At 71.4% G+C, this 19,986-nt stretch carries 22 protein-coding genes; 11 read left to right on the top strand and 11 right to left on the bottom strand.

Translation table 11 applies throughout. The annotated features are described in order from the left end of the window. Nucleotides 1-79: 79 nt before the first annotated feature. From ACWD0F_RS38995 to ACWD0F_RS38980, 4 genes are all read right to left on the bottom strand, one after another. Nucleotides 80-1,612 (bottom strand): protein kinase domain-containing protein, encoded by a 1,533-nt coding sequence (locus ACWD0F_RS38995; RefSeq protein WP_449885583.1) that lies wholly within the window; start codon nucleotides 1,610-1,612, stop codon nucleotides 80-82. A 103-nt stretch (nucleotides 1,613-1,715) separates the two neighbouring features. Further along, nucleotides 1,716-2,330: a TetR/AcrR family transcriptional regulator C-terminal domain-containing protein gene (locus ACWD0F_RS38990; protein WP_449885580.1), complete on the bottom strand. Its 615-nt coding sequence runs from the start codon at nucleotides 2,328-2,330 to the stop codon at nucleotides 1,716-1,718. Between the two features lie 112 nt (nucleotides 2,331-2,442). Continuing rightward, nucleotides 2,443-2,979 (bottom strand): HAD domain-containing protein, encoded by a 537-nt coding sequence (locus ACWD0F_RS38985; protein WP_449885578.1) that lies wholly within the window; start codon nucleotides 2,977-2,979, stop codon nucleotides 2,443-2,445. 172 nt (nucleotides 2,980-3,151) lie between these two features. Next, nucleotides 3,152-3,778, bottom strand: coding sequence for an LUD domain-containing protein (locus ACWD0F_RS38980; protein ID WP_449885576.1), 627 nt, complete (start codon nucleotides 3,776-3,778; stop codon nucleotides 3,152-3,154). A 309-nt stretch (nucleotides 3,779-4,087) separates the two neighbouring features. On the opposite strand from ACWD0F_RS38980, the gene ACWD0F_RS38975 reads away from it, so the two are divergent. From ACWD0F_RS38975 to ACWD0F_RS38955, 5 genes are all read left to right on the top strand, one after another. Next, nucleotides 4,088-4,576 (top strand): hypothetical protein, encoded by a 489-nt coding sequence (locus ACWD0F_RS38975; RefSeq protein ID WP_449885574.1) that lies wholly within the window; start codon nucleotides 4,088-4,090, stop codon nucleotides 4,574-4,576. 257 nt (nucleotides 4,577-4,833) lie between these two features. Continuing rightward, nucleotides 4,834-5,757, top strand: coding sequence for a PaaX family transcriptional regulator (locus ACWD0F_RS38970; RefSeq protein ID WP_449885571.1), 924 nt, complete (start codon nucleotides 4,834-4,836; stop codon nucleotides 5,755-5,757). Between the two features lie 354 nt (nucleotides 5,758-6,111). Then, nucleotides 6,112-6,246, top strand: coding sequence for a hypothetical protein (locus ACWD0F_RS38965; RefSeq protein WP_449885569.1), 135 nt, complete (start codon nucleotides 6,112-6,114; stop codon nucleotides 6,244-6,246). Further along, the gene (locus tag ACWD0F_RS38960; protein ID WP_449885567.1) at nucleotides 6,243-7,115 is read left to right on the top strand and encodes an amidohydrolase family protein; all 873 of its coding nucleotides are present in this window, start codon (nucleotides 6,243-6,245) and stop codon (nucleotides 7,113-7,115) included. The genes ACWD0F_RS38965 and ACWD0F_RS38960 overlap by 4 nt, the downstream gene beginning before the upstream one ends. Continuing rightward, nucleotides 7,112-7,570: a MaoC family dehydratase gene (locus ACWD0F_RS38955; RefSeq protein WP_449885565.1), complete on the top strand. Its 459-nt coding sequence runs from the start codon at nucleotides 7,112-7,114 to the stop codon at nucleotides 7,568-7,570. The genes ACWD0F_RS38960 and ACWD0F_RS38955 overlap by 4 nt, the downstream gene beginning before the upstream one ends. Nucleotides 7,571-7,643: 73 nt before the next feature. Here the strand turns inward: ACWD0F_RS38955 and ACWD0F_RS38950 are convergent, their stop codons facing one another. The 7 genes from ACWD0F_RS38950 to ACWD0F_RS38920 form a co-directional block, all read right to left on the bottom strand. Further along, nucleotides 7,644-8,141: an ArsR/SmtB family transcription factor gene (locus tag ACWD0F_RS38950; RefSeq protein ID WP_449885562.1), complete on the bottom strand. Its 498-nt coding sequence runs from the start codon at nucleotides 8,139-8,141 to the stop codon at nucleotides 7,644-7,646. Nucleotides 8,142-8,426: 285 nt separating this feature from the next. Then, nucleotides 8,427-8,954, bottom strand: coding sequence for a hypothetical protein (locus ACWD0F_RS38945; RefSeq protein WP_449885560.1), 528 nt, complete (start codon nucleotides 8,952-8,954; stop codon nucleotides 8,427-8,429). Nucleotides 8,955-9,113: 159 nt separating this feature from the next. Then, entirely contained in the window at nucleotides 9,114-10,739 is a 1,626-nt protein-coding gene (locus tag ACWD0F_RS38940; protein ID WP_449885558.1) for an ABC transporter permease, read from the bottom strand. Then, nucleotides 10,736-11,641 carry an ABC transporter ATP-binding protein gene (locus tag ACWD0F_RS38935; protein WP_449885555.1) on the bottom strand — a complete coding sequence of 302 codons (906 nt, stop codon included), beginning with the start codon at nucleotides 11,639-11,641 and terminating at the stop codon, nucleotides 10,736-10,738. The genes ACWD0F_RS38940 and ACWD0F_RS38935 overlap by 4 nt, the downstream gene beginning before the upstream one ends. After that, a complete protein-coding gene (locus ACWD0F_RS38930; protein ID WP_449885552.1) occupies nucleotides 11,638-12,294 on the bottom strand; it encodes a TetR/AcrR family transcriptional regulator in 657 nt (218 codons plus the stop codon). Before ACWD0F_RS38930 ends, ACWD0F_RS38935 begins: the two co-directional genes overlap by 4 nt. A 246-nt stretch (nucleotides 12,295-12,540) precedes the next feature. Further along, entirely contained in the window at nucleotides 12,541-13,242 is a 702-nt protein-coding gene (locus ACWD0F_RS38925) for an AfsR/SARP family transcriptional regulator (RefSeq protein WP_449885549.1), read from the bottom strand. 126 nt (nucleotides 13,243-13,368) lie between these two features. Continuing rightward, a complete protein-coding gene (locus ACWD0F_RS38920; RefSeq protein WP_449885547.1) occupies nucleotides 13,369-13,617 on the bottom strand; it encodes a hypothetical protein in 249 nt (82 codons plus the stop codon). A gap of 191 nt (nucleotides 13,618-13,808) precedes the next feature. Here ACWD0F_RS38920 and ACWD0F_RS38915 point away from each other — a divergent pair, with 191 nt between their 5' ends. Genes ACWD0F_RS38915 through ACWD0F_RS38890 form a run of 6 tightly spaced genes read left to right on the top strand, consistent with a single transcriptional unit; the run spans nucleotide 13,809 to nucleotide 19,982 of the window. Further along, a complete protein-coding gene (locus ACWD0F_RS38915; protein WP_449885544.1) occupies nucleotides 13,809-14,384 on the top strand; it encodes a DUF4255 domain-containing protein in 576 nt (191 codons plus the stop codon). Further along, a complete protein-coding gene (locus tag ACWD0F_RS38910) occupies nucleotides 14,381-15,142 on the top strand; it encodes a hypothetical protein (RefSeq protein WP_449885542.1) in 762 nt (253 codons plus the stop codon). The genes ACWD0F_RS38915 and ACWD0F_RS38910 overlap by 4 nt, the downstream gene beginning before the upstream one ends. Before the next feature lie 19 nt (nucleotides 15,143-15,161). Beyond that, on the top strand, nucleotides 15,162-17,411 hold the full coding sequence (locus tag ACWD0F_RS38905; RefSeq protein WP_449885539.1) for a phage tail sheath family protein: 2,250 nt from the start codon (nucleotides 15,162-15,164) through the stop codon (nucleotides 17,409-17,411). Between the two features lie 20 nt (nucleotides 17,412-17,431). After that, nucleotides 17,432-17,890, top strand: coding sequence for a phage tail protein (locus tag ACWD0F_RS38900; RefSeq protein ID WP_449885537.1), 459 nt, complete (start codon nucleotides 17,432-17,434; stop codon nucleotides 17,888-17,890). 5 nt (nucleotides 17,891-17,895) lie between these two features. Then, nucleotides 17,896-19,485, top strand: a complete 1,590-nt coding sequence (locus ACWD0F_RS38895; RefSeq protein WP_449885724.1) for a phage tail sheath family protein — start codon at nucleotides 17,896-17,898, stop codon at nucleotides 19,483-19,485. After that, nucleotides 19,482-19,982 carry a phage tail protein gene (locus tag ACWD0F_RS38890; protein ID WP_449885534.1) on the top strand — a complete coding sequence of 167 codons (501 nt, stop codon included), beginning with the start codon at nucleotides 19,482-19,484 and terminating at the stop codon, nucleotides 19,980-19,982. The genes ACWD0F_RS38895 and ACWD0F_RS38890 overlap by 4 nt, the downstream gene beginning before the upstream one ends. Nucleotides 19,983-19,986: the final 4 nt, after the last annotated feature.

The following is a 19,986-nucleotide window of genomic DNA, read 5'->3' as shown; positions in this document are numbered from 1 at the left end:
ACCTGTTCGATGTCGCTGTCGCGGGGGCCGGCGGCATCGAGCCGGGGCCCGCGACCCCCCGTCATCCTTGGACGAGCGGTCAGGCCAAGGCGCAGTTGGCCGTCGGCGCGAACGTGTTGGCCGGCGCGTCGCCCACAGCGTTGCTGTAGGCCGGATACTTCCACTGGCACAGCGCCGTCACCGTGACCTGCACGTCGGTGCCCATGCAGGTCATGTTGGACCAGTTTCCGTTGTACAACGTCGTGTTCGCCTGTGCCTTGCAGTACGCGCTGGCGTCGGTCCACGTGACCGTGCCCGTGGAGGGCTGAACGGACGGCTTGCCGGCGGTCGTCTTGCTGGGGGTGGCCTTGCTGGAGGACGACTGTCGGGTGGACTTGGGAGTCGCCTTGGGTGTCTTCGGCGCGGTGGTGGGGCTGCTGCCCGGCGTCGAGTCGCGGTCACGGGTCGGGGTGGCGGTGGATCTGCGGGGCGTCTTGGAGGGCGACGCTGGAACGAGGTCGGTCGCCTTGTCCGGCATCTTCTTGGCGGTCAGCTCGCGCGCGGTGGGCATGGGCGCGATCGTGGGCGCGGTCGTGGTCGTGGATGGAGAGGCCGATGGGGGAACCGAGGTGTCCGCCGTCGGCGCCGCCGCCTGCCGCTGGGCGGTGGCGGGAGACAGGGCGTACACGCTGATGCCGATGCCGGCGGCGAGGATCAGGGCGGCGGTCGCCGCGGCGACGGCGAAACCACGGCGGCCTGAAGACTTCAAGGCCGGCGGGTGCCCGGTGGGGGTGCCGGTGGCGGCGTCCTGCCAGGTGGGGGCCGGCAGCGCGCGGAGGTGTTCCACCACCTGGGCGGCGGTCGGCCGCCGGGCTCGGTCCTTGGCCAGGCAGTCCTGCAGCAACCGCCGCAGCGGCCCCTCGAAGTGGCTCAGATCGGGCTCGCTCTGCAGGACCGCGTGCAGGGTGGCGGGGATGTTGTCCCCGCCGAAGGCCCGCAGTCCCGTGGCCGCGTAGTACATGGTCGCGGCCCAGGCGAACAGGTCGGCGGGCGGCCCCACGTCACCGCCCGCGATCTGCTCGGGCGCCATGTACGCGGGGCTGCCGATGGGCTGGCTGCTGACGACCGACTGGCTCAGGTCCAGGGCGACGGCGATGCCGAAGTCGATCACCACGGGCCCGTCGGGACCGAGCAGCACGTTGCCCGGCTTGAAGTCCTTGTGCACCACCCCGGCCGCGTGGATCGCGGCCAGCGCCGTCGCGGTGTTGATCGCCAGCCGCTGCAGCGCCGCCGCGCCGCGCGGCCCGCTCTCCTTGACCGACTCCTGCAGGGAGGGCCCGTCCACGAACTCACTGACGATGTACGGCCTGGCCCCCACGAAACCGGAGTCGAGCATCTGCGCCGTGCAGAACGGCGCCACCCGTTTGGCCGTCCGCACCTCGCGCAGGAAACGTGCCAGGGCTTCGTCGTCGGCGATCAGGTGCGGATGCAGCAGCTTGACCGCGACGAGCGCGCCGCCGGGGCCGCGGCCCGCGTACACCACGCCTTGCCCGCCCGTCCCGAGCCGCCCGATGAGACGGTACGGCCCGACGGCGGCGGGGTCTTCCGGGTGCAGAGTCAGCGGCTCGGGCACTGAGCCTCCCCGGCATCGTGCCTCGCGGTGTTGAGGGCGCGGGCCTCGGCTTCGTGCCTTGCGGCGTTCAGGGCGCGGTCCCCGGCATCGTGCCTTGCGGTGTTCAGGACGCCGCCCTCGGGACCGTGATCGGCCGGCCGGGCGGGAGCTGGGCGACCAGCCCCTCGGCGGCCGCGTTGAGCATGAACACGAAGTAGTCCTCCGGGGTGTGTGCGGGGATGCCGGCGTTGGCCTGCCGCAGGAGCGCGGAATTCGCCATCGCGGCATGCGCCTCCTCGACGGCCGGGGTGTCGAAGAGGGTCGCGCGTTCCTGCTCGGCCACGGTGGCCCCGATGGTCATGGTGGCGATCGAGGAGGAGAGCACGACGGCGGCGGGCGGGTCGTAGCCGCGCCGGCCCAGGGCGGTGATCTGGTGCTCGAGCAGCCGGACGCCCGAAGGCCCGCGCGGGAACAGCCGCTGCATGTACTGCGCCGTGCCCGGATGACCGAGCGTGAAGCGCCGCAACTGCGCGGCGAAGCCGACCAGGTGGGCCACGGTCGGCTCGGCGGGGTCGTCGACCAGCGTCAGCTTCTCCAGGACCGCCTCGCCGACCAGACGCTCCAGCACCGAACGGCTCGGCACGTGGCGGTAGATCGCCGCGGCCGTGACGCCGAGCGCGTGGGCCACGCTCTGCACGCTCAGCTCGACCAGGCCGATGCGCGTCCCAGTCTCGATCACGTCATGAAGGGTGAAGCTGGCCGTACGGCCGCCGGTCCGCATGGGTTGACCTTCCGTAAGTTACGGTGCCTAACTTTGAAGCATGATCAGCCTCGGCGCAAGAAGGCGGCGGTCAGGTGACGGGGTCGCCGCGCATCATGCGCGACCACTCGTCCAGAGCGGCGTAGTCGGCGTCCCCGAGACCTCGGCCGGGATCGACACGATGGAGCAGGGCATGTCCTCGGTGGTGCGCGGCTACCCAGGTTCGATCGATGTCGGTGATCTCATCGTCGACCCAGGCGAAGGAGCGCCCTGCCGCCCAGCCGACGAGAGCGCGGGTCTTCCAGTGCATCCCGTTCCGCGCGTCCTGTTCGTCGACGTCGGACGGCTCCCGCCAGGGCACCACGGGCAACCTCGGCAGGCCCAGCAGCGGCGCGACGCACTCGTTCGCATCATCCAGCCAGGTCGTGGCCCAGACCAGATCGCACGACAGCGCCGTCAGACGGGGCCCGTGCGCGGGATTGATCCTGGCCAGGAGCGGATTCGAGCCGGGCCCTCCTGGCTCGCGACCCGTCCGATACGTCGGGTGCCCGTCCGGAGCCGCGCCGAAGGGAATGAGCGGTCCGTCGACGTCGAGGAAGAGCAGCGGGCGCTGAGTGGGACGGGTCACGGCCGCACGATAGCGGTTCATGTGAGGGCATCACCCCGCGCCTGGCTGAAGCTGCGCGGTGCCGGCCGCCCGGCGCGAGGCGGGACAGCCGGCTGCCCGGTACGAGGCGGGACAGCCGGCCGGAGCCCGCTGGGTGAGCGGTGGTGTGGACCGGGATCACTCCCGGTGGGTTTCAGAACCCGATGGCTTCGCGGAGCAGCAGGACGGTGCCGCGCCCGGGGTGGGGTTCCGCGTTGAGGATGAGCAGGCGGTTGACGGCGCTCGGCTGCCCGTAGGCCCCCTGGGCTCGGGCGGTCTCCAGAGGGAGGGCGTGGTCGTGGACGCGGCGCAGCGCGGTGTCCAGGTCGGGAACCACCTTCTGGGCGCCGACGATCCAGATCGCGCGGGCGCCGCCGGCGTAGGCGGGTAGCTGGCTTCCGCTGGCCGAGGCGGCCACGAGGGAGCCGGTTTCGGTGAGCGCGGCGACGCTGCCCACGACGAAGTCGGGGCCGGCGAGCTGCCGCCGGATGTCGTCGGCGCAGGTGACGCGGTCCATGGCCAGGAGGCGTGGCTTGACGGCCTGGTACTGCCCGCCGGTGTTGATGTCCGCGTCGATGCCGGACAGGCGGAGGGTCTCGCTGGCCGCGGTCAGCACGCTGGCGCCCGCGGGGATCAGATCCCTGATGCGGGTACGCGCGGCGGCGACGTCGTCGAGGATCTCGACGGCGAAGCCGTTGGCCGTCAGCGCGGCGGCCGTCCTCTCCAGGCGTTGCGCGGACGCCGGATCGGTGAACTGTGGTGCCGTGGTCGGGGTGGTCATGGTGCCTCCTGCGTGGATGCGGTCGGGGTGGATGACGAGCCCGCCGGCGGAGTGGGGCCGAGGTGCCCGGCGCCGTCCGCGAGCACGCCCGTGCCGAGGCCGGCAGAGGGGCACCGGACGCCGCGAGGCGGCCGCCCGGATGGCCGCGTCTTTCGCCGTGGTGGTCGTCACACCTCACCGACGAATCAACCCGGCCCGCGGGGACAGCCGCGCATGTGAGGTGGATCACCGCTGTCGCCTTCGGTCCGCGCACCCGGAATCCCCCTGAGACGGAACGTCGCCCGCCGCCGTGCGGGGCATCATGGGAGCGTGAGACGGGTGGTGATCCTCGGTCGTGGCGGCGCGGGCAAATCGATGCTCGCCCGCCGTCTCGGCGAGCTGACACGACTGCCCGTCATCGAGCTGGACACGCTGTTCTGGCAGCCTGGGCCCACCGAGACGGCTCCCGTCCCGTGGGCGGCGAGTCAACGGCGACTGGTCCAGCAGGACGCCTGGATCCTGGACGGCGACCTCGGTCCCTACGACCACGCCCTCGACGTACGGCTCCAGAGGGCCGACACCATCATCGTGCTGGACTTCTCCTTCCTGCGCTGTGCCTGGCAGGCGGTGCGGCGAGGCCGCGAACGCGCCGACTTCTGGCGCTGGGTGTGGACCTACCGGCGGCGCAGCCTGCCCCGGCTGATTCAGGCGATCACCACGCACGCTCCTGGCGCCGACCTCCACCTGTTGCGCAGTCCCCGCGCGGTCCGGCGCTTCCTGGCGGGGCTGGCCGAAGACGCCCGGCCCCGCAGCCGGTAGCCCCTGTCCGTACATAAGCGTCGTATCGTTGACATACGAAACAATAAATGTCCAGGGTTGTGGAGTCCCCGTCGAGTCCGCGAGGAAAGGCCCTGATGGCCACGCCGCACCAGGACATCGGATCCGACCGCGGTCGAGAGCGCGCGCGCACGCCGGAGATCGGCGCGGTGTCCGTTCCGGTAGGGCTCCGTCCGGCCGGAGACGTACGACGAATCCATTGCGTGCGTATGCGTAAGCGTTATCCATATACTCCTAGCGTGACTGAGGGTGCAGGGGCCGAGGCAGGCGACGTCGATCTTCCGCGTTTCCAGGTGGGCGCGCCCCCGCAGCATCTGATCACGACCCTGCTGGGCGACTACTGGATCAGCCGGCCCGAGCAGTTGCCGTCGGCCGCGCTGGTGCGGCTGGCCGGGGAGTTCGGCGTGTCCGCCGTGGCGGCCAGGGCCGCGCTCTCCCGCCTGGCGCGGCGGGAGCTGCTGGAGTCGTCCAAGGCGGGGCGGCGCACCTTCTACCGGCTGACCGACCGGGCCGCCGCCGTGCTGGTGGACGGACGGCGGCGGATCATGTCCTTCGGGCTGGACCAGGGCGCGTGGGACGGCACCTGGGTGGTGGCCGCGTTCTCCATCTCCGAGGAGCAGCGCGACCTGCGCCACGCGCTCCGTTCCCGCCTGCGCTGGCTCGGCTTCGCGCCGCTCTACGACGGGTTGTGGGTCTCTCCCACGGCGGACGCCGACGGCGCGGCGGCGGTGCTCGCCGAGCTGGAGGTGCCCACGTCCACGATCTTCCGGGCCCGGGCGCTCGACCTGGCCGGCCTGCGGGCCCCGCAGGAGGCGTGGGACTTCGACCAGCTCCGGCGCACCTATGAGGGGTTCGTGGCGCAGTGCTCGCCGCTGCTGGACCGCGTCCGCAAGGGGGCGGTGAGCGCGTCCGAGGCGCTGGTCGCGCGTACGGGGATCATGGACACCTGGCGCACCTTCCCCAGCCACGACCCCGGCCTGCCCGCCGAGCTGCTGCCCGCCGACTGGCCCAGGAGCGCGGCCAGGGCCGTGTTCGTGGAGATCTACGACACCTTGGGCCCGCTCGCCGAATTCCGGGTCAAGCAGATCGTCGCCGAGTTCGAGCCGAGCCTGGCCGAGCTGGTGACTCACCACCGCACCAGCCTGATCCTCGGCCCCCGCTGACCATCTGACGTCCTCCTGACGCGCAGCCGCACCACCGCGCCCCGGACAGCTGCGCGGTGACCCCGCGTGGCAGCGGGCGCTGTTCCATTCTCCGCACCGGGAACCTTGACAGACCTGCAGTCGTAGATATGACATTACTTCAAACGATCGCGACGACAGTTGCAGAGCGATCCGAGTCGCGGGCCTTGCGCAAGTGGGACGCGGAGTGTCTGTGATGATCGGACTCCTGCTATTGATCGTCAACAGAAACGCTGCTTATCGTGGGTTGAGGACTAGTAAGGCAAGCTTTCACGACAGTGACGGAACTGTCATACGTCCAGCCGTGGTCCCCAACTACATGACGAGGTGTCGTACATGGATGTGTCGGGCAAGGTAGTCGTCGTCACCGGCGCGGGCCGAAATCTCGGCCGTGCACAGGGCGACGGCGCCTGGAGCGACGTCGAGCCGGAGACGTACGGCATCCCCGCGCCGAAGGCGCCGGTCTCATGAACGTCGGCGAGCTGACCGCCATCGACGTGCACACGCACGCCGAAATCTCCAAGGACGGCCACACGTCCCTGTCCCCTGAGCTGTTCGGCGCCTCCGCCGGTTACTTCGGCGCGCACGAGCGACCCACGATCGAGCAGATGGCCGCGTACTACCGGGAGCGGAAGATGGCCGCGGTGGTGTTCACCGTGGACGCCGAGCACGCCACCGGCCACCCGCGCATCTCCAACGAGGAGATCGCCGAGAGCTGCGCCGAGCACGCCGACGTGCTCATCCCGTTCGCCAGTGTGGACCCGTGGAAGGGCCGCGCCGGCGCGCGCGAGGCCCGCCGCCTGGTCGAGGAGCACGGCGTGCGCGGCTTCAAGTTCCACCCCAGCATCCAGGGCTTCGCGCCGGACGACCCGATGGCCTACCCGCTGTACGAGGTGATCGAGGAGCTGGGCGCGGTCGCGCTGTTCCACACCGGCCAGACCGGGATCGGCGCCGGCGTGCCCGGCGGGGCCGGGATCCGGCTCAAGTACTCCAACCCGATGCTGGTCGACGACGTCGCCGTGGACTTCCCGCACCTGAAGATCATCCTGGCGCACCCGTCGTTCCCGTGGCAGGACGAGGCGCTGGCGGTCGCCACGCACAAGCCGTCGGTCTACATCGATCTGTCCGGCTGGTCGCCGAAATACTTCCCGCCGCAGCTCGTCCGCTACGCCAACTCGCTGCTGCGGGACAAGGTCCTGTTCGGCTCGGACTACCCCGTCATCACCCCCGACCGCTGGCTGGCCGACTTCGCGAAGCTCGACATCAAGCCCGAGGTCCGCCCCAAGATCCTCAAGGACAACGCCGTCCGCCTGCTCGGCCTCAAGGAGAGCGCCACATGACCACCACCGCCAACGGGCTCGACCAGATCAAGGCACTGGCCGGCACGGACCTCGGCCACTCCGGCTGGCTGGAGGTCACCCAGGACCGGGTGAACACCTTCGCCGACGCCACCGGCGACCACCAGTGGATCCACGTCGACCCCGACCGCGCCAAGGACGGCCCCTTCGGCGGCACGATCGCCCACGGCTACCTCACCCTGGCCCTGATCATCCCGCTGTTCGGCGAGCTGCTGGACATCCAGGGCGTGCGGATGAGCATCAACTACGGCCTGGACAAGGTACGTTTCCCCGCCCCGGTCAAGGTCGGCGGCCGGATCCGGCTGGCCGGGCGGGTCGCCGAGGTCGAAGGCGTGGCGGGCGACGGCGTGCAGATGCACCTGGACTTCACCGTCGAGGTCGACGGCTCCGCCAAGCCCGCCTGCGTCGCCCGCGCCATCTTCCGCCACTACGCCTGACGCCGTCACGAACGGACCCATGTCCCTGCGCCGCCGACCCCGTCCAGCGAGGCGGCCTGACGCTCCCGCCGGATCAGTCGGCGAGATCGCGAGGTCTCACCGACGCCTTGGAGCGCTCGACCACGTCGATCGCGGCGGCGGCCAGAGCCAGGATGGGGAAGATCGCGTAGGGCGGGACACGGTAGACGCCCCGCTCGGGCTGCTCGACCAGCCCGGCCGAGGCCAGCGTCTTGAGGTGGTGGTACAACTGGCCGGGCGAGGAGAGTGCCAGCTCGGCCTGCAGTTCCGCGACCGGCTTGGGCCCGGCGACCAGCGACTGCAGGATCTCGAAACGCGCCGGGTGCCCGGCGGCGGCCAGCACGGCGGCGAGCGGTCCGGTCCGCTGCTGCAGCAGCCAGCCGGGGCTGCGGGCCACCTCCCACAACCACTGGCCGCCGCCGAGCCTGACCTCGCCGCCATAGGTGATCTGGCCGGTGTCGTCGCCGTCCGCCGACGGCTCGGGGGCGGCGAGCGCGGCCTCGATGGCGGTGACCCGCGCCTCAAGGTCCTGGAGCCGGTCGTCGTCGCTCATCAGGGCTGCCTCACTCCCATGTGGTGCGAACTTTCGCGAAGAAGACGGGATCAGTCGCCAGCCGGACGTGGGCGAGTACGGCCTCTGCGTCCTTGAGGTCGACAGGGTCGGCGGGGTCGCTCATCGGGGCCGCAGGCGGATCGCGCGCGGAGCAAGAATGGTTTGCATCTCTGAATTGCAACATAAAGCCGGAATATCGGAAAAGCGATTTTTGCGAGCGCGGCAGGCCCGGAGCGGCCAGGAGCCCCTCACGCTTCGAGGAGCGCCTGGCCACAGGAGCGCGGCTCAGACGGTGCGCTTGGCCCAGAAGTGCACGCCGATCGGCCCGAACAGCGACAACGGCGCCTGGGACGACTGGCTCTGCCCCAGATGCCGGAAGGTGGCGACGTTCTTGGTCGGCAGGGTGCCCCCGGGGCCCGAAACCGCGGTGGGGTGATACCACTTCTGGCTGTCGGTGTTGTTGCAGGCAGCCACGATCACCTCCACGGTGTTCTTGGCGGTCAGGCACAGCGGCGAGTTCCCGAGCTCCAGGCTGGCCCGCAGCGTGTAGATGAAGGCGGGCTGCCCGCCGCCCGATGAGACGGTCGCCGTCTGCGCCCACTGGCCGAACGTGCTGTTGACGTCGGGCCGCAGGACGACGAAGGAGCCGTTGAGATTCGCGCCCGCGGTCATGACCAGCTTGGCGCTGTTGCCACGGTATTCGAGCTCCTTGTACACGGGCGCGGCGTGCGCCGGTGCGGCGAGCGCGGCGCCGATCCCCGCCACGCAGATGGCGGCGGCGAGCGCGATGGCCCGTCTTGTTGATGCGAACATGTGTCCCCCTGAGGAAGCGGCCCACCGGAGTGCGGGCCTCGGGCAGTACACACGTCGCGGGGCGGGTAGGTCGGCGGACAAGTACGCACTGTGCCGGTAATCCCGGCTACACCGGATGCGGCCTGGGCCCGCCCAGCCCAGGCCGCCGACCTCCAGGCCCTACAGCGCCAGGCTCCGGCGCCGGAACAGCACCAGCCCGGCCGCGGCCAGGGCGGCACCCGTGATCACCAGCGCCGCGAGCGGCCCGGCCGTCACCTCAGCGGCCGGGACCGGCGGCACGTGGCTGAACGGTGACATATCGCGCACCACCTCGGGCAGCCCGAACACGTCGCCCAGCAGGCCGAAGGCGATGCTCAGCACGAGCCCGGCCCAGGCGAGCGGAACGGTCAGCCGGGGCAGCAGACCGAAGACGAGCACGACGAACCCGGCCAGGGCCAGCACGGCGGGCAACTGCACCAGCCCGGCGCCGACCAGGGCGCCCACGCCGGTGTCGCCGCCGACGGCGGCATCGGCCACCCCCATGCCCACGCCCGCCAGCACCAGCAGCGCGGTCGCGCCGATCACCGCACACGCCACGTGCGCGCTCACCCAGCGGATCCGCCCCACCGCGGTGGCCAGCACCGCTTCGGCCGCCCCGCCGGCCTCTTCCGCACGCAGCCGCAGCAGCGCCTGCATGACGTACGCCGCCGCGAGCACGCCGTACACGTTCATCATCGCGGCGAAGAACGTGTCCACCAGATCGGCGACGCCGGCGCCCGCGAGCTGGTCGAGCATCTTGGTGACGCCGGTGTTGCCGACCATCGCGTCGTTGAGCGTCTTGCCGAGCGTGCCGATCCCCAGGCCGAACAGCGCACCGCCGATCACCCAGCCGAGCGTCGCGCCGCGGTTGAGCCGCCACGCCAGCCCGAGCGGGCTCAGCAGCGAGCGGGCGGCGGTCGCCGGCCCGGGTCTGTCCGGGACCAGCCCGGCGCCGAAGTCGCGGCGATCGACCAGCGCGAAGGCCGCCGCCACGGCGGCCGCCAGCAGCACGAGCGGCAGGGCGAGCGCCCACCAGACCTCATCGCCGAACGGCCGGACGTTCGTGCCCCACCCGACAGGGGACAACCATGACGGCCAGGCGCTGGTCATCGCGATGCCGTCCGGCGCCCGTTCGCCGAGCGCGTCACCGACGCCGCGGATCAGATAGGAGACACCGACGGCCGTCGCGGCGAACGCGTTGGCCGCGCGCCCGCTCTGGAACAGCTGGGCGGCGACCGCGGCCAGGCCGGCGAAGGCCAGCCCGCAGGCCGCCGTGGCCGCACCGAACGCCAGGGCGCCGTCGGCGGCCAGGCCGGCCCCCAGCAGCGTGCCGGTCAGCGTGGCCCCGAGCAGCAGGTTGGCGCCCGCGACCACGACGAGGGCGGCGGTGAGACCGGCGTACCGGCCCACGCTGCCGGCCCCGAGCAGCTCGCCCCTGCCGTTCTCCTCGTTCTGCCTGGTGTGCCTGACCATCGCGAAGGTGCTCATGAGCCCGGCCAGCACCAGCATGAAGGCGAAGTTGCGGAAGTTCACCAGCGCGCCCAGGTCGAAGCCGACCGGCGTGCCCCGCATGAGCAGGACGGCGGGGCTGGTGCCGGCGCCCTTCAAGGCGGCGATCCGGCCGGCCTCGTCGGGGAACTCGTCGGCCACCGCGGCGGCACCGGCCGCGAGCAGCACCACCGAGCCCACGATCCAGATCGGCAACTGCACACGATCACGGCGCACGGCCAGGCGGATCAGCCGGCCGGTGCCAGCGAAGGCGCTCATCGGGCTGCGCCGATCATGGCCTTGTCGCCGTAGTGACGCATGAACAGCTCCTCCAGCGTCGGCGGATGGCTGGTCAGCGCCTGGACCTCGAAACCGGCCAGGTGCCGCAGCACGGCGGGGAGCCGGCTGGAGTCCACGTCGAACTGAACGCGCGTGCCGTCGGCCACCAGGTCGTGGACGCCGGGCAGGCCGGCCAGGCCGGTGATCGGCTCGGTCGCCTCCACGGTGAGCGTGGTCCTGGTCAGATGGCGAAGCTGGGCGAGGGTGCCGGTTTCGACGGTGCTGCCGTCACGGATGATGCTGACCCCTGAGCAGAGGGCCTCCACCTCGGAGAAGATGTGGCTGGACAGCAGCACGGTCGCCCCGCGGGCGCTCACCTCGCGGACGGTCTGCTGGAAGGCCGCCTCCATCAGCGGGTCCAGGCCGGAGGTGGGCTCGTCCAGCACGAACAGCTCGACGTCGGAGGCGAACGCGGCGACCAGCGCCACCTTCTGCCTGTTGCCCTTGGAGTAGGTGCGGCAGCGCTTGGTGGGGTCGAGCTGGAAGCGCTCCACCAGCTCGGCGCGGCGGGCCTTGTCCAGACCGCCGCGCAGGTCGCCGAACAGGTCGATGGACTCTCCACCGGTCAGGTTCGGCCACAGGCTCACGTCGCCGGGCACGTAGGCCAGCCTCTTGTGCAGGCGCACCGCGTCGCGCCAGGGGTCGCCGTCCAGTAACCGCACCTGTCCCGCGTCGGCCCGCAGCAGGCCGAGCAGCACGCGGATGGTCGTCGTCTTACCCGCGCCGTTGGGCCCCAGGAAGCCGTGCACCTCACCGGTGCCGACCGTGAGATCCAGGCCGTTCAGCGCCCGGGCGGTGCCGTACGTCTTGACCAGACCGGACACCGCGATCGCGTCGCTCATGCTGACTCTCCTTGCGAATGTGTGGACTCGGCCTCGTCGATGGCGGCCGTGATCCGGCTCGCGTCGTCGATGCTGAGCATGGGGTGCGAATAGATGTCGACGAGCCCCCGGGCGAGCAGGCGATCACCCTCGGGGCTGAAGACGTCGGCGCCTATCGCCCGCGAGACGTGCTCGTGCAGCACACCGATGGACAGGGCCATCGCCACGCCGATGGCCGCGCGGATCTTGACGTCGACGGTGGGAGGATCCGGCCGGTTCGCGTCGGCTTCGAGCAGCCAGGGCACGGACAGCCGGACGAGCTCGTCGAACAGAGCGCCCGCCGAGCCCTCCGCCATGGCCCGCACCATGTACTGGTGGTAGGGCCCGCCCGCCGCCCTGGCGGTCAGCACGGAGCTCAGCGCGCCGACGGCGAGGCCGGCTCTGGTCTCGTCGTTGACCTGCCGGATCATCTTGATCATGTACTCGTCGCAGGCCTCGCGCAGGCCCTGTTTCGACCCGAAGTGGTGACGCACCAGTCCGGCTGAGACCCCGGCGGTCTCGGCGATGCCGCGCAGGCCGGCCCGTTCGTAGCCGAGCTCGCCGAAGTGCCGCATGGCCGCCTCTCTGATGCGTGCCCGGGCCGTCAGGTCCTCAGGTGCCGCTGGTGTCGTCACGTCCCCATCGCTCCTGTTCATGCGCGGAGGCCAGGAGGCCACCGTACTACTCGGTCGTATAGGAAACTATACGTGCGGGCAGTGATAGGGCGTAAATATTCCGTCAACGAGCGTCAGGATGGGTGCCGATCGGCCGCCGAGCCCGGCCGGCGCAGCCCGGCTGGAACGGTTCGCCGCTATTTATCGCGCATTCTCACTAATGATCAAATCCATTAAGGACGGACATTTCTTAGTGATATTCGCAATTCAGTGCGCGCTGGGCTGCGACAGAAGGTGCCGGAGCATGGCGGACGGTTCGAGGCCCAGCTCGTCCAGCAGAATGCGGCGGCACTGCTCGTACTGGTGCTGCGCCGCGGCCCGGTTGCCGGCGGCGAGGTGCGCGTCGATGAGGGCCCGGTGGGCGCTCTCCCGCAACGGCTCCGCCCGCACGGCGGCCAGGGCGGCGGCCACCGCCTCCCCGTCGCGGCCGGCCGCGGTGAGCCGCTTCGCCATGGCCTCCAAGGCGTAGAGCCGAAGCTGGTGGAACTGCTCCTGCTCGATCAGCACCCACTCGTTGTCCGACCACTCCGGCAGCAGGTCGCCGGAGAGGTCGTCGCGGGTCTGCCGGTTGAGGATGTCGTCGCACAGGCAGGACTTGTCGAGCAGCCGATGGGCGTGGGCCACCGCGGCGTGGATGTCGACGTTGATGTTCGTGGCCAGCGCCATCTCGTGCGCGGACGCCTCGATGACCCGGTGCCCGGTGCGCAGGGCGCGCCACAACGACGAGCGGAGGTTGGCGTTGGCACGCGGGGTCGTCGCCTCCGGCCACAACGTTCCGGCCACGTACGTGCGCGTGCGCGGCCGGTCCTGCAAGGCGAGAAAGGCGAGCAACCGCTGCGCGCTGGACGACAGCGTCACCCGCGTGTCTCCCACGAGCAGCGCGAAACCCTTGAGCAGTCGCAAGGTCACGACCTGCGTTACTTCATCAGCGCGCATCGGCCCCCCAGGCTACGCCCGCACCGATCAATGGCCCCACCGTTGACAATATACGAGAACACGGCGTCAAACGTTAACGGAATTATTCCTGGTGTGGCGTTAGCTTTCCGTCACGGAAACGTCATCGGGCCTGTTCAGCAACTGTTCCAGCCAGCTCTGCACGGCCGCGTGCACCGCTTCCGGCGAGGTCACGGCGAGCGGGGGCGCCTGGTCCTGGCCGATCGAGGAGAGGACGCGCACCCGCAGGCGGTCCGGCTGCCCGCCCTCCAGCCATGCGCGCAGGACCAGACTGCCGGCGCGTTCTCCGGCCGGCTCTGCGAAGGATGACTCCACGAAGGATGAATCCACGAAGGCAAGATGCGCTCGCGCCTGTCACCGCCGCGTCGCCACTGTGTGTGCGCACGCGTTAACGGACGCTGCGGGAACGCGGCCGTGACGCCACCGCGACGGTCGGATGGCGGCTCCGCCACGCCACCCCTGCGATCCTGCGGCACGTACGCCGGCGTCACTTTCCCCGGTGTGCCGAGGGGAGGACTCGCATGGGTGACTTCGGCGTCGTCGCCGACGTTTCGACGATCATCGTGGACCGGTTAAGGCGGGCCCTGGCGGACGTTCGGCCCGGCCCGGTGACGGCGGAGCTGAACGACCTCTCCGAGCCGGTGCAGGTCGACCAGGCGAAGCTCACCGTGTTCCTCTACGAGATCGCCGAGGACCCGACGTCGCGCAACCGGCCGGCGGTCCGATCCCTGCCGCCGCAGGTGCCCACCGTCCGCAAACCGCCGATGGCGCTGCTGCTGCGTTACCTGATCACTCCGTGGGGCGGCAACCAGGAGGCCCAGCACCAGATGATCGGCCGCGCGCTCCAGGTCTTCTACGACGACGCGATCTGGGCCGGCGAGGACCTGACCCGCAGCCTGGCGGGCTCGACGGACGCGCTGCACTTCACGCTGACCCCGCTGACGCTCGACCAGAAATCCTGGATCTGGTACGCGATCCAGAAGCCCTACCGGCTGTCGCTCAACTACGAGGTCCGGGTCGTCAACCTGGACTCCCTCGACGTGGCGGACCTGCGGCTCGTGCGCAGCCGCACGATCAACCCGACGCCCGTGCCATGAGCCGGTTCTATCCTGTCGAGACCTCGGTCCTGTACAGCCCGGCCTGGTTCGTGCCGTTCGACGAGTTCGCCCAGCGGGTCCAGGCCGTCGGCGTGGCGACCAGGCTCGACCGCTTCGACCCCGCCGACGGCACCTGGGTGCCGCAGGACACGCAGGCGATCCGCACCCCGAGCGCCGCGATCGCCTACCCGGAGCTGGGCCGGCGCCGCGGGCCGGGCACCGAGCCGGAGCGCTACCGGGTCCGTTTCGAGGCCGTCGGATACCAGGCCCTGTACCCGGCCGACGGCCGGCCGTTCGACGCGGCCCTCGCGGGGGCCGAGTTCTCGGCCCACCCCTACGACGACACCCGGCCGCCCGCGGTGCTCAGCGAGCCGAGGCTGGTCCGGTTGCTGCCGAGCGTCGCCTTCCCGTACGGGCCGGGCGTCCGCACCGTGTACGGCGTCGTGCTGGACGCGAGCACCCGGGCGCCGGTGGCGAACGCGCTGGTCGAGGCGCGGGGCACGACGAGCCCGGACGGGGTGGCCTGGCTGGAGCGCACCCTGACCGACCCGCGCGGCGCGTTCCGCCTCGCCCTGCGGTGGGAGGGCGCCCGGGTGCCCGGGCCACCCGCCGGGCAGGCGTTCCACCTCAAGGCCACGGAGCGGCCGGGCCGCACCGGGTCCCTGCACATCCGGCTGCCGGCCGAACGCGACCGCAAGCACGTCATCGAGATCCCGCAGGACCTGCTTGCCGGGTCCGACCATCAGCGCGAGCAGTGAGAGCGAAGGAGCCAGAGCCATGCCCGAATACCTGAGCCCCGGCGTCTACGTCGAGGAGGTTGACGCGGGGCCGCGGCCGATCGCGGGGGTGAGCACCAGCACGGCGGGCATGGTCGGGGTCACCCAGCGCGGCCCGACCACCGGCAAGCCCAAGCTGGTCACGACCTTCCTGGAGTTCCAGACCACCTTCGGCGGCTTCCTGCCCGAGCCGGACCCGCAGGTGCGCGACGACTGGGCCGGCAACCCGGCCGAGGGCGGCCGCTGGTGGTTGTTCCCCCTGGCGGTCAAGGGCTTCTTCGACAACGGCGGCCAGCGCCTGTACGTCAAACGGGTCGTGAGCGGCGCGGCGCAGCCGGCCTCCGGCACACTCGGCCGGGGGCTGGTCAGCCAGATCGTCCGCAACGCGCCGGCCGGCGCGTCCTCGCTGGAGCTGGCCCACCTGATCGGTTTCGAGGGCCACGACGCCGTCAGCATCGTCCGCGGCAGCGACGACGTCGAGATCAGCGCCGCGACGATCACCGGCTACAACGCGGCCACCCGGCGTGTCCAGCTCAGCACCCCGCTGGCGGCCGAGGTCAAGGCGTCGCGCGGCGACTACGTCCAGGTCGGCTCGCGCACCGAGGACCCCACGCTGGAGTTCGCCGCGGTGAGCCCCGGCACCTGGGGCCGGGGCGTCCAGGTCCGGTTCACGCCGATCGTGGGCGCGACGCTCCAGGTGCTGCCCGACCCGGGCGAGGGCGAGCTGTTCGTCACCCAGCTCGCCGAGCCCGCGGCCGCCAACAGCCCAACCGTCCAGGTCAACGCGGTGCCCGAAGGGCTCGACGCGCCGTTCTGGATCCTGGCCGGCGACCGGCGGTTCGAGGTGACGCAGGTGGACCGGCCGTCGAGCGGCCCCGTGACCCTGACCCTCGGCGACGCGACGCACGCCGCCTGGCCCACCGGGTTCGGCGTGCGCCGGGTGCGCCGCGCCAACCCGGCTGGCGCGTCGCCGAAACTGCGGATCGCCGGCGTGAACCGGCTCTATCCGGACGCGGTCGTCCAGCTCGACACCGGTGACCGGCTCACCACCCTCTACGTCCAGTCGGTCGCCGGCGACGAGGTCACCTTCACCGCCGACACGCCCGCGGACGTCTTCGACAACGACCGGCTCTACCTCGTCGAGGGCAGGGTGGACACCAGCTTCGACGACCCGGGCGGCGGCTCGGTGACCGAGACGTTCAGCAACCTCCGCCTCAGCGGCGACTCCCCGTCGAGCGTGGCGGCCACCCTGGCGAGCCGCTCGCGTCTGGTGCGGGCCACGGTCCGCGACACGATCAACGACCTCACCCTGTTCCCCACCCCGGCGCGCGGGTCCGCGTTGTCGCTGGACGGCGGGTCGGACGGCTACGAGGCGCTGACCGTCGCCGACTTCGTCGGCTCCGACGGCGGCAGCGGCAGGCGCACCGGGATCGTGGCGCTGGAGGACATCGACGAGGTCGCGATCTGCGCGGTGCCCGGCGTGTGGTCCGGGACCGTCGAGTCGGCCCTCGTCACCCACTGCGAGCTGCTCAAGGACCGGTTCGCGATCCTCGACCCGCAGGACGGGCTGGACCTCGAGGACATCCAGATGTTCCGGGAGGTGTTCGACACCAAGTACGCCGCCCTCTACTACCCGTGGCTGGTCGCCAACGACCCCTCGACGAACCAGTTCGTCGAGGTGCCGCCGTCCGGCCACCTGGCCGGCATCTACGCCCGCGTCGACACCGAACGGGGCGTGCACAAGGCCCCGGCGAACGTGGTCATCCGCGGCATCCGGCCGGCCGACGGCCTCGCCCAGGATGTCACGAAACGGCACCAGGACCTGCTCAACCCCAAGGGGATCAACGCGCTGCGCTTCTTCCCCGGGCTCGGCCAGCGGGTGTGGGGCGCGCGGACGTTGTCCTCCGACACCTCCTGGAAATACGTCAACGTACGGCGGCTCTTCCTCTTCCTTGAGGAGTCGATCGACGAGGGCACGCAGTGGGTCGTGTTCGAGCCCAACGACGAGTCGTTGTGGGCGCTGGTGCGGCAGACGGTCTCCAACTTCCTCACCACGGTCTGGCGCAGCGGCGCGCTCGCCGGCACGACCGCGGACGAGGCGTTCTTCGTCACCTGCGACCGCTCCACGATGACCGACGACGACATCGCGAACGGCCGCCTCATCTGCCTGATCGGCGTCGCCCCCGTCTTCCCGGCGGAGTTCGTGATCTTCCGGATCCAGCAGAAGACCCGCGAGCCCCAGCCCGCCTAACCGATTGAGAGGCACCGGACATGCCACCTGCGACGCGGGAAGACCCGTATGCCGCATATAACTTCCTGGTCATCGTGACCAACGTCAGCGACGACGGCGTCGCGGTGAGCGGGTCCTTCACCGAGGCCAGCGGGCTGGACGTGGAGCTGCCGGTGATCGAGTACCGCACCGGCAGCGAGGACATCACCGTCCGCAAACTGGTGGGGCTCAAGAAGTTCCCGAGCGCGCTGACGTTCAAGCGGGGCGTCACCGGCCACGTCGGCTTCTGGAACTGGATCAACGAGGCGCTCAACGGCCGGGTGCGCCGCACCTCCGGCTCGATCGTCATGCTGGACGAGAACCGCCAGGAGGTCATGCGCTGGAACTTCGACCGGGCCTGGCCGACGAAGTACACCGGCCCGTCGTTCAACGCGACCAAGAACGAGATCGCCATGGAGACGCTCGTGCTGGCGGTCGAGAGCCTCCTGATCGACGCGTGAGCGAGATGACCAGCGCGGCGCTTCCCGGCGTCTCCCTGACCGTCGTGCGCGGCGGCTCCGACACCGAGCCGCTGCGCACCGACGTGGCGGCCTTCCTCGGCCGCACCCGGCGCGGCCCGGTCGGCACCCCGGTGCGGGTGCGGAGCTGGAACGACGTCGTCGGCGTGTTCGGGCCGCCGGACGGCTCGTCCGCCACCCCCTACGCGCTGCGCGGCTTCTTCGAGAACGGCGGCCGCGCCGCGTGGGTGCTGCGGCTCTCGGGACCCGCCGAAACCGCGAGCGCGCCCTGGACGGCCGGCTTCCGTGTGGAGGCGAGCAGCCCGGGGACGTGGGCGAACGGCGGCCGGATCGTGCTGCGGTATCAGGCGAGCAGCATCGCCGGGCCGCCGGTGGTCACCGTGCGGGTGCTCGTGCCCGGCGAGGCGGCGGAGATCTTCGCCGGCGTGCCGCCGGAGGAGGTGGCCGACCGGCTGACCGCGTCCCGGCTGATCCGGCTGGTCCCCGTGGTCGCCGGCGAGCCCGGCGGGCCGATTCCGCTGGTCCCGGCGGAGCCCGGCGGGCCGGTTCCGCTGCTCTCTCCGGACCCCGGCGGGCCGCTCGTACCGGTTCCTTCGGGGACCGGTGAGCCCGGCGGGCCGACCCCGCCGGAAGCCCCGATCTCGCGGTCCTGGGACCTGACGCTGACGGGCGGCACGGACAGCCCGCCCGGCCGGGACGACTACCTCGCCACGGTGTCGGCGCAGGCCGAGCTGCCGGAGCCGGCGCTGGTCGCGCTGCCGGACCTGGGCGCGGATCTGGCCGGCACCGACCACACGGATCTGGTGCTCACGCTGCTGGCGACGTGCGCGACGCTGCTCGACCGGCTGGCCGTGCTGGACGTGCCGCCTTCGTCGGCCACCGTGGACGACGTGCTGACCTGGGTGCGGACACTGCGGGACGTGGGCGACGAGGCGCTGCTCGCCGCCGCGGCCGTGTACCATCCGCCGCTGCGCGCGCCGGAGCTCGCGGGGACCGGGCTGCGGACGGTGCCGGCCTCCGGGCACGTCGCCGGGCTGGTCGCCAGGCTGGACGGAGAGCGCGGCGCCCACCACACCCCGGCCAACGCGACGCTGCTGGACGCGGTGGATCTGGAGATCGACTACCCCGAGCCGCAGCAGGTCCGGCTGTTCGAGGCGAACGTGGACCTGGTGCGGTGCGTGCGCGGCCGCGGCCTCGTGGTCTGGGGCGGGCGTACGTTGTCCGGCGACCCGCGCCGGCTCTACGTCGCGCATCGCCGGCTGCTGCACCTGCTCGTGCGGGCGATCCGGCGGGTCGCCGGGCCGCTGGTGTTCGACGTGAACTCGCCGGAGTTGCGGCTGACCCTGGTCCGCGCGATCACGTCGGTGCTGCTGGAGACGTTCCGGACCGGCGCGCTGGCCGGCACCCGGCCGGAGCAGGCGTTCCGGGTGGTCTGCGACGACACGAACAACCCGCCCGAGCAGGATCCGGGGCTGCTGGTGTGCGAGGTCGAGGTCGCGCCCGCCGTGCCGATGGAGTTCATCCGGCTGCGCGTCGTGCTCGGCCAGGACCGCGGGCTGGAGGTGATCGAGGCATGAGCACGCCCATCGACCGCCTGCTCGACCTGAACGAGCCGCTGCCCAAATACCGCTTCATCGTCACGCTCGACCCGGGTGACGCCTACCTGCCGCCCGCGCAGGCGCTGCTGCTGCCGCTGGTCGCGGCGGGCGCGTTCCAGGAGGTGACCGGGCTGGGCGCGCAGCTGGAGGTCATCACCTACGCCGAGGGCGGCCGCAACGAGGCGGTGCGCCAACTGCCGCTGCGGCATTCGTGGAACCGGATCACGCTGAAACGCGGCGTGGTCCGGGACCGCCTGTTGTGGTCCTGGTACCAGACCGGCCTCGCCGACTCGCTGGGCGCCCGGCGCGACGGTGCGGTGATCATGCTCGACACCTCCGGCCTGCCCGCGCTGGCGTGGGCCTTCCACGGCGGCCTCGCGGCCAAGTGGAGCGGCCCGGACCTGCACGCGGAGCAGAGCGCGGTCGCGATCGAGTCCCTGGAGATCGCCCACGAAGGACTCACCAACGTCCTGTAGGAGA

This window comes from Nonomuraea sp. NPDC002799, assembly GCF_053592075.1.
Note: the sequence above shows the minus strand (reverse complement) of the source record. Positions and strands in the feature narration are given on the sequence as shown.